This window comes from Nitrospinaceae bacterium, assembly GCA_018669005.1.
Taxonomy (GTDB): Bacteria; UBA8248; UBA8248; order UBA8248; family UBA8248; genus UBA8248.
This window is the reverse complement of the sequence record JABJAL010000085.1, coordinates 1-5,657: the sequence shown is the minus strand read 5'-3', so window position 1 is coordinate 5,657 and position 5,657 is coordinate 1. Positions and strand designations below refer to the sequence as shown.

At 52.9% G+C, this 5,657-nt stretch carries 7 protein-coding genes; 6 read left to right on the top strand and 1 reads right to left on the bottom strand.

Features of this window, described 5'->3' with window-relative positions:
- Positions 1-157: 157 nt before the first annotated feature.
- Positions 158-1,234: a DUF362 domain-containing protein gene (locus tag HOJ95_13580; GenBank protein ID MBT6395728.1), complete on the bottom strand. Its 1,077-nt coding sequence runs from the start codon at positions 1,232-1,234 to the stop codon at positions 158-160.
- Positions 1,235-1,579: 345 nt separating this feature from the next.
- Here HOJ95_13580 and HOJ95_13575 point away from each other — a divergent pair, with 345 nt between their 5' ends.
- The 6 genes from HOJ95_13575 (at position 1,580) to HOJ95_13550 (ending at position 5,634) form a co-directional block, all read left to right on the top strand.
- The gene (locus HOJ95_13575; protein MBT6395727.1) at positions 1,580-1,960 is read left to right on the top strand and encodes a hypothetical protein; all 381 of its coding nucleotides are present in this window, start codon (positions 1,580-1,582) and stop codon (positions 1,958-1,960) included.
- Between the two features lie 4 nt (positions 1,961-1,964).
- Complete coding sequence (locus tag HOJ95_13570) at positions 1,965-2,381, top strand: hypothetical protein (GenBank protein MBT6395726.1); 417 nt, start codon at positions 1,965-1,967, stop codon at positions 2,379-2,381.
- Positions 2,382-2,620: 239 nt separating this feature from the next.
- Positions 2,621-3,460, top strand: coding sequence for a sulfite exporter TauE/SafE family protein (locus HOJ95_13565; GenBank protein ID MBT6395725.1), 840 nt, complete (start codon positions 2,621-2,623; stop codon positions 3,458-3,460).
- A gap of 126 nt (positions 3,461-3,586) precedes the next feature.
- Positions 3,587-4,369 (top strand): enoyl-CoA hydratase/isomerase family protein, encoded by a 783-nt coding sequence (locus HOJ95_13560; protein ID MBT6395724.1) that lies wholly within the window; start codon positions 3,587-3,589, stop codon positions 4,367-4,369.
- A 22-nt stretch (positions 4,370-4,391) separates the two neighbouring features.
- Positions 4,392-4,787, top strand: coding sequence for a hypothetical protein (locus tag HOJ95_13555; protein ID MBT6395723.1), 396 nt, complete (start codon positions 4,392-4,394; stop codon positions 4,785-4,787).
- A gap of 22 nt (positions 4,788-4,809) precedes the next feature.
- Positions 4,810-5,634 (top strand): helix-turn-helix domain-containing protein, encoded by an 825-nt coding sequence (locus tag HOJ95_13550; GenBank protein MBT6395722.1) that lies wholly within the window; start codon positions 4,810-4,812, stop codon positions 5,632-5,634.
- Positions 5,635-5,657 lie beyond the last annotated feature (23 nt).

Genomic DNA, 5,657 nt, shown 5'->3' with positions numbered 1-5,657 from the left:
CTTCATGGCCTTTGCTTCATGGCCTTTGCTTCATGGCCTTTGCTTCATGGCCTTTGCTTCATGGCCTTTGCTTCATGGCCTTTGCTTCATGGCCGCGTGAAATGTAGTCGATTCCCTGCCAGTAGTCAACGGAATCGTGGCCCTTTCGGGGCAAATGCTAGGCGGGCACGCTTTCCTCGACATGTCCCCTTATCTGCGCCATAAAATCCTGAAAACCAGTGCTTCCAGTGGCGTCCTCGGCAAGAATTTCCACCTCCTCGGGCCCCCTGGCTCCGAGCCCGAGTTCTACCGCCCGGCGTATCTGCCGATGGCTCCAGATAGGATAGTCACGAAGCAATTCCGAGCCCATCGCACGGATAACCGAGGCGCCCACGACATCGACCGCAATTCTATCGTCGCCAGCGATGACGACGTTCGAATCTCGAAGCTCGCCCGTGTAGGGCCCCCCCGCAATCCAGCATTGTGTACCATCGACCACCACGAGACTCGGCGAGTAGAGAAGGTTTGTCTCCATTATCATTTCGGCCATCTGGGGAACGAAGTGAGCGCGCACCCTATCCCTCGGATGAACAAACCCATAGCCGTTCTTAAGCGAGAGGCTAAAGCGCGGCCCGCCGCCGTGGCTTTTCATCGTAGGTGCGCTGATGATGTGCTGGCCCGGTCGGAGCAGGCGCTCCTGGCAATGGATCCACCCGCCCCAGCGGTATGCGGCGGGCACCCGCCCTTTTACCCAGGGCGCCTCATCAAATAGAACAACACCGTTTCCGTTTTTCTCCTGAAATTCTTTCATTCCCCATCGCTCGAAATTTCGCGACGCCGGCAGCGAGAGGAGCCCCCCCATCTCGCCAATATCAATTTCCTCACACCCCGCCTCGCGCAGAAGCGCAATCAGGGTTTCGAGATGATCCGGATGAGATGATGCCGGAAACGGGTCGGCGGAGTTAAAATTGGGCTTTAGTAAAACAGGCTGCGGCGTGTCGATTATATGGCGAATGCCGCCCAGAAGTTCCGCGGCAAGGCGAATACTCTCCGCCCGGCTCTTGCCTCTGGCCACGGCGACAAGGCTCTTGCCTCCGGATACTAAACGCGGACGGCGGAGTTCGGGAACCTCGGCCTCGGGATACTCCTCCACGCTTTCTTGAAGCGCCCGGTAGGGTCCCGCATCCTTATGGTCCAACATTCCACGAAAACTTTCGGCCCGCACTTCAGACGGGGTATCCAACGGAACCAGCACGCCAAAAATCTCCTTATAATCGGATAAAATCACAAAGTTGAAGTAATGCCCATATCTTTTGAACATTACTACGGTTTAACGGGGCCAACAAATATGAACTACTTAGTTACAATTATGCTAATTTTCATTTTCAGCCCGTAATTTCTATCCGCTGGGAAGTTTGCATAAATTTCCATAACGTATAGGATATATTCGTATATATAGGCGAGATGGATTTTCCCCTCTCCCTATCCTATCCGCCTTAATTAAAGTTTTTTTGCGCGGCTCGATGTTTATGCGCTACTACACATAAATCATTGATTTAATTGCCTTGTGCTGACAAAGGGCCATCTAGTGCTGCAATATGTGAGTGAAATACGCGTTACGATAGAACTCCTCCTCACGGTCTGTACCCTCTGGTGGACGATCCGTACATTTGTGGTCTCAGCCGCCACCAAGGATGCGCTGCTGCGTGAGGACGACGATACCCATAGCCACCGGGATGCACTCGGGCAATCCGTCAAAAAGATGGAAAGCACTACAACTAAAATAAAGGAAAAAATCATCCCGGGCCAGATTGAGGTGATGCAGCAACTGGTCAAGCAAATAGAGAACATGGAAAAAAACCTGAAAAAATCCACCCTACCCTCAAAGGTCAGGCTCTATAAAGAAGTACAACAATTCTACACAGAGCAACCCGATTCAAGGTACTTCCGAGCAACCGACTACAAGCCGGGGGAAGATTGATAATATGGATTTAGTTGTCACCGCCGGGAAAGAACTCATAAATTTCAATGCCGCCGATTATCTGCTGCTGGTGCTGGTGGGAGTCTTCTTCTTCTCGGGTCTGGGCTACAAAATCAAGGCAACGGCCGAAACCTCAAAGCTTCGCAGTCGAGTTATAAAAACCAAGGCGTCGGTCGAGGAGTTGGCTGGCAAAGAAAAAAACTTAAGGGATGAAGTTCATGAACTCTTGAACGTGCAGAGCATCAACACAATTGAAATCAACCGCCTGAAGTCAAAAAAAGCGGCCATGGGGAAATTACCCATCACCTTGGGAAAAGACCTTGAGGATCTTGTCGCCTGGTGTCATCAACAAAAAGTTTCGGTTAATTTTGAGCGCCGCATGGCAGCCAAACGGGTGACACCAAAAGGCAGGCAACTCTAGCAACGGCGGCTCTTATTTTTCGGTACAACCAGCGCCCCCTCCTGCCCTAACCGGGCCGACATTTCACTGCGCAGGCATGGTACGCGTTGCTTATTTCCGCTATAAATTTGTTCAATCTAAACGCGGCCAGACACAAAGTCTTCGCCCTACAATGAGCGTGATAAGCACCACAACAGCAATCTTGAATTCAAGCCTCATGCTTCGCACAACAAACACACCGAGCAGGAGAAACTTTTCTTATGCTTTTCTTTCTTGAGTTTCTTTTGCTCGGGCTGGGTGTCGGCATCTTCGGCACAATGGTCGGCGCCGGCGGGGGATTTATTCTCACCCCCATCCTCTTGCTCCTCTTCCCGGGGCGCCCCGCCGAGATCATCACGGCCACATCGCTTTCGGTCGTTGCTTTAAATGCCCTGTCCGGATCGATCGCCTACCATCGCCTCAAACGAATCGACATAAAAACAAGTCTGTCATACGGACTCGTAGCCTCTCCCTGGGTCGTTCTGGGGACGTTTGTCACCGCCCAGGTGGGAAGAGGCGCCTTCGACATTCTTTTAGGCTTGGGTCTGATGGCTCTTTGCATTTCCCTGTTTCGCGGCAACTCTCCCTCAGAGAGCGTCCGCAAAGAAGGAGAAGACCTTGCCGCCGGATGGGTTGAGCGGCAAATCACCGATAGCAATGGCCGCGTTTATCATTTCTTTTTCCGCTTTCGCCTCGGCCTATGGCTGAGCACGGGCGTCGGCTTTTGCTCAAGCTTTTTTGGCATCGGTGGGGGGCCCATTTATGTACCCCTTCTCATTCAGGTATTACGCATTCCCGTTCATATTGCCACGGCGACCTCGCAGTTTATCCTTCTCACGGGGACCACAGTGGCCGTCGTCACCCATTTTTTTCAAGGTAACTTGCACACCATGGGGGATATTATTATTCCCCTCTCGATAGGGGTTGTAGGAGGGGCCCAGATTGGGGCCAAGTTGTCGGGAAAGCTCAAATCCACAACCCTGACACGGATTTTTGTCGTTCTTTTGAGCCTGATATCAATCAGAGTGCTCTACCAGGGCTTCTCTGTGGTTCTAGATTAAAATCCCCGCCACCCGGCTTGGAATTATCAGCCTCGCTGTGGGAATATATAGCTATATGGAGGCTACCATTTTTCCTTCTCCGGTATTATTACTTTTTCGACCGGAAGAAATTCAGGAGAATCGCTGATGAGCTACAAAACAATAGTGGTTGAAGTGAAAGACAAAACGCTGTGGGTGGGTCTTAACCGGCCGAAAACGCTAAACGCCATGAATTTTGACATGATCAACGAGGTCATCGATGCCTACACCCAACTCGACGAGGACCCCGACATCGGCGTCGGCGTGATGTACGGACTAAATGGCAACTTCTCCTCGGGCGGCGATATGGACATGATGCTTGGCCTCAACGAGCAGACCGGCCATGTTTGGAACAATAAGATGCGTCGTCTTTGCATGCTTCTGCGAAACTGCGGCAAACCGACTATCGCCATGGTGCGCGGCTGGTGCATCGGCGGCGGAAACGAGTGGCAGCTCTATAACGATTTGTGCATCGCGAGCGAGAACGCAACTTTTGGCCAATCGGGCGCGAAAGTGGGTGCGCTTCCCGTCGTCGGCGCCACCCAGTATCTGCCAATTTTAATGGGAGATCGCCGGGCCCGCGAAATGCTGTTCCTCGCCAAGCGCTATAGCGCAGCGGAGGCCAAAGAATCGGGCCTTATCAATGAAGTTGTGCCCGACGACAAACTTGAGGCAACCGCCGAGGAATGGAGCGCAACGATCAACAGCCATGCACCGGCCACCCTGCGCTACATGAAAACGAGCCTCAACTTCCTGGGCGACCTGCACTATCCATCATGGATGCACGGCAGCGAATTGCTCAACGCCGTTTGGAACAATGAGCAGTCCGTCGAAGGAATGAACGCTTTTAAGGAAAAACGGCGGGCTGATTTCAGCCAGTTCCCGCGTTAGGCAATAGAAGAAGGAGGGGCATATGGGATCGACCGCAAAAGATTGGGGCGTCACACTACTCCGCCTTTGGACGGGCTATCTCATTGCCTCCACCGGCTACCAAATGGTCGAAGACGGGATGAGCCTTTCTACGCTCTTGGCACTAAAAAGTGCGCCCTATGAAACTTGGGGCCGGCTCGCCGTCACGGCAATTCTCACCATCGGGGGAGCGGCCATGTTTCTAGGCATTGCGATTCGGATTGCGGCTACCCTGACAGCTATTGCAACCGCCTATTTTCTCTGGGAACACGCTGGGCCCAAAATTTTGCCGATCATCAATTATCAACCGCATGCGACCATAGTGGTTTTGAGTCTCATCATTACGCTCCTGGGGCCGGGCCTTCTTAACCTCGGCTCCTTGATGAAAAAAACAAAATAAAGAACCAAGAAAGGAATTGCGGTTGTCCTCAAGCATAAAGTTTTCGGGAAAGCGCCTTCGAGGCATCCGCGAGGAAAAGAAGCTTACACGGGCAGCGGTTGCCGCCGCGACTGGGTTGGCACCCGAGGATATCGATAAAATCGAATCCAGTGAGCTCGACCCCACCATCGGACAACTCCACCAAATTACCGAGGCCCTTGAAATTTCGCTCGCCGATCTTTTATCGCTTCCCCCCATCCCGCTCGAATGCCGGATAAGCCTGACTTCCGGCGAGGATGCGGCGGCACGGCAGGCAGCCAGCCGCTTGATTCCCGTTCCGGTGGTTTCCGGTGAAATTGCCGCCGGTAATGCTCGAATCGTAGACGATGCGATACTGGGCTGGCTCTTTCTTCCCGCTGAAGAATTTACCCAGCGCTCCTCCAACCTTGTGGCGGTGAAAGTATCGGGACAGAGCATGGAGCCCGATCTTGCCGACGGCTGCGTCGCTGTGGTGGACCGCAACGATCGCGTCATCATGCCGGACTCGATTTTCGCTGTTCGCGATATGGATGGAGGCTGCACGGTGAAATATATCGAAGTCCTCGACCCCGGGCATATCGCGCTCATCCCGGCCAACCGCCAGGGTCTGCATGAAATACCTATACACACCAGATACACTATGGATAAAGGGTTGACGAGAATTTCGTGGGGGTATAACATGGGGGCAAGGAGATCGAAACATGCCCCACCTAGAGAAACGAAGGCGCGTCTGGTACGCAATTCTGACCATCCCAAAGGACCTCCGTGCTCTCTTTGGCAAGCGCCGATTCAAGCAATCCTTGCAGACAGAGTCGGAATCAACCGCTAAGCGCAGAGTTCCCCGCATAATCT

Excerpts from the sequence above, each read along its gene's own strand:
- HOJ95_13570 (MBT6395726.1), top strand. The coding sequence starts at position 1,965 with ATGGATTTAGTTGTCACCGCCGGGAAAGAACTCATAAATTTCAATGCC.
- HOJ95_13565 (MBT6395725.1), top strand. The coding sequence starts at position 2,621 with ATGCTTTTCTTTCTTGAGTTTCTTTTGCTCGGGCTGGGTGTCGGCATC.
- HOJ95_13560 (MBT6395724.1), top strand. The coding sequence starts at position 3,587 with ATGAGCTACAAAACAATAGTGGTTGAAGTGAAAGACAAAACGCTGTGG.
- HOJ95_13555 (MBT6395723.1), top strand. The coding sequence starts at position 4,392 with ATGGGATCGACCGCAAAAGATTGGGGCGTCACACTACTCCGCCTTTGG.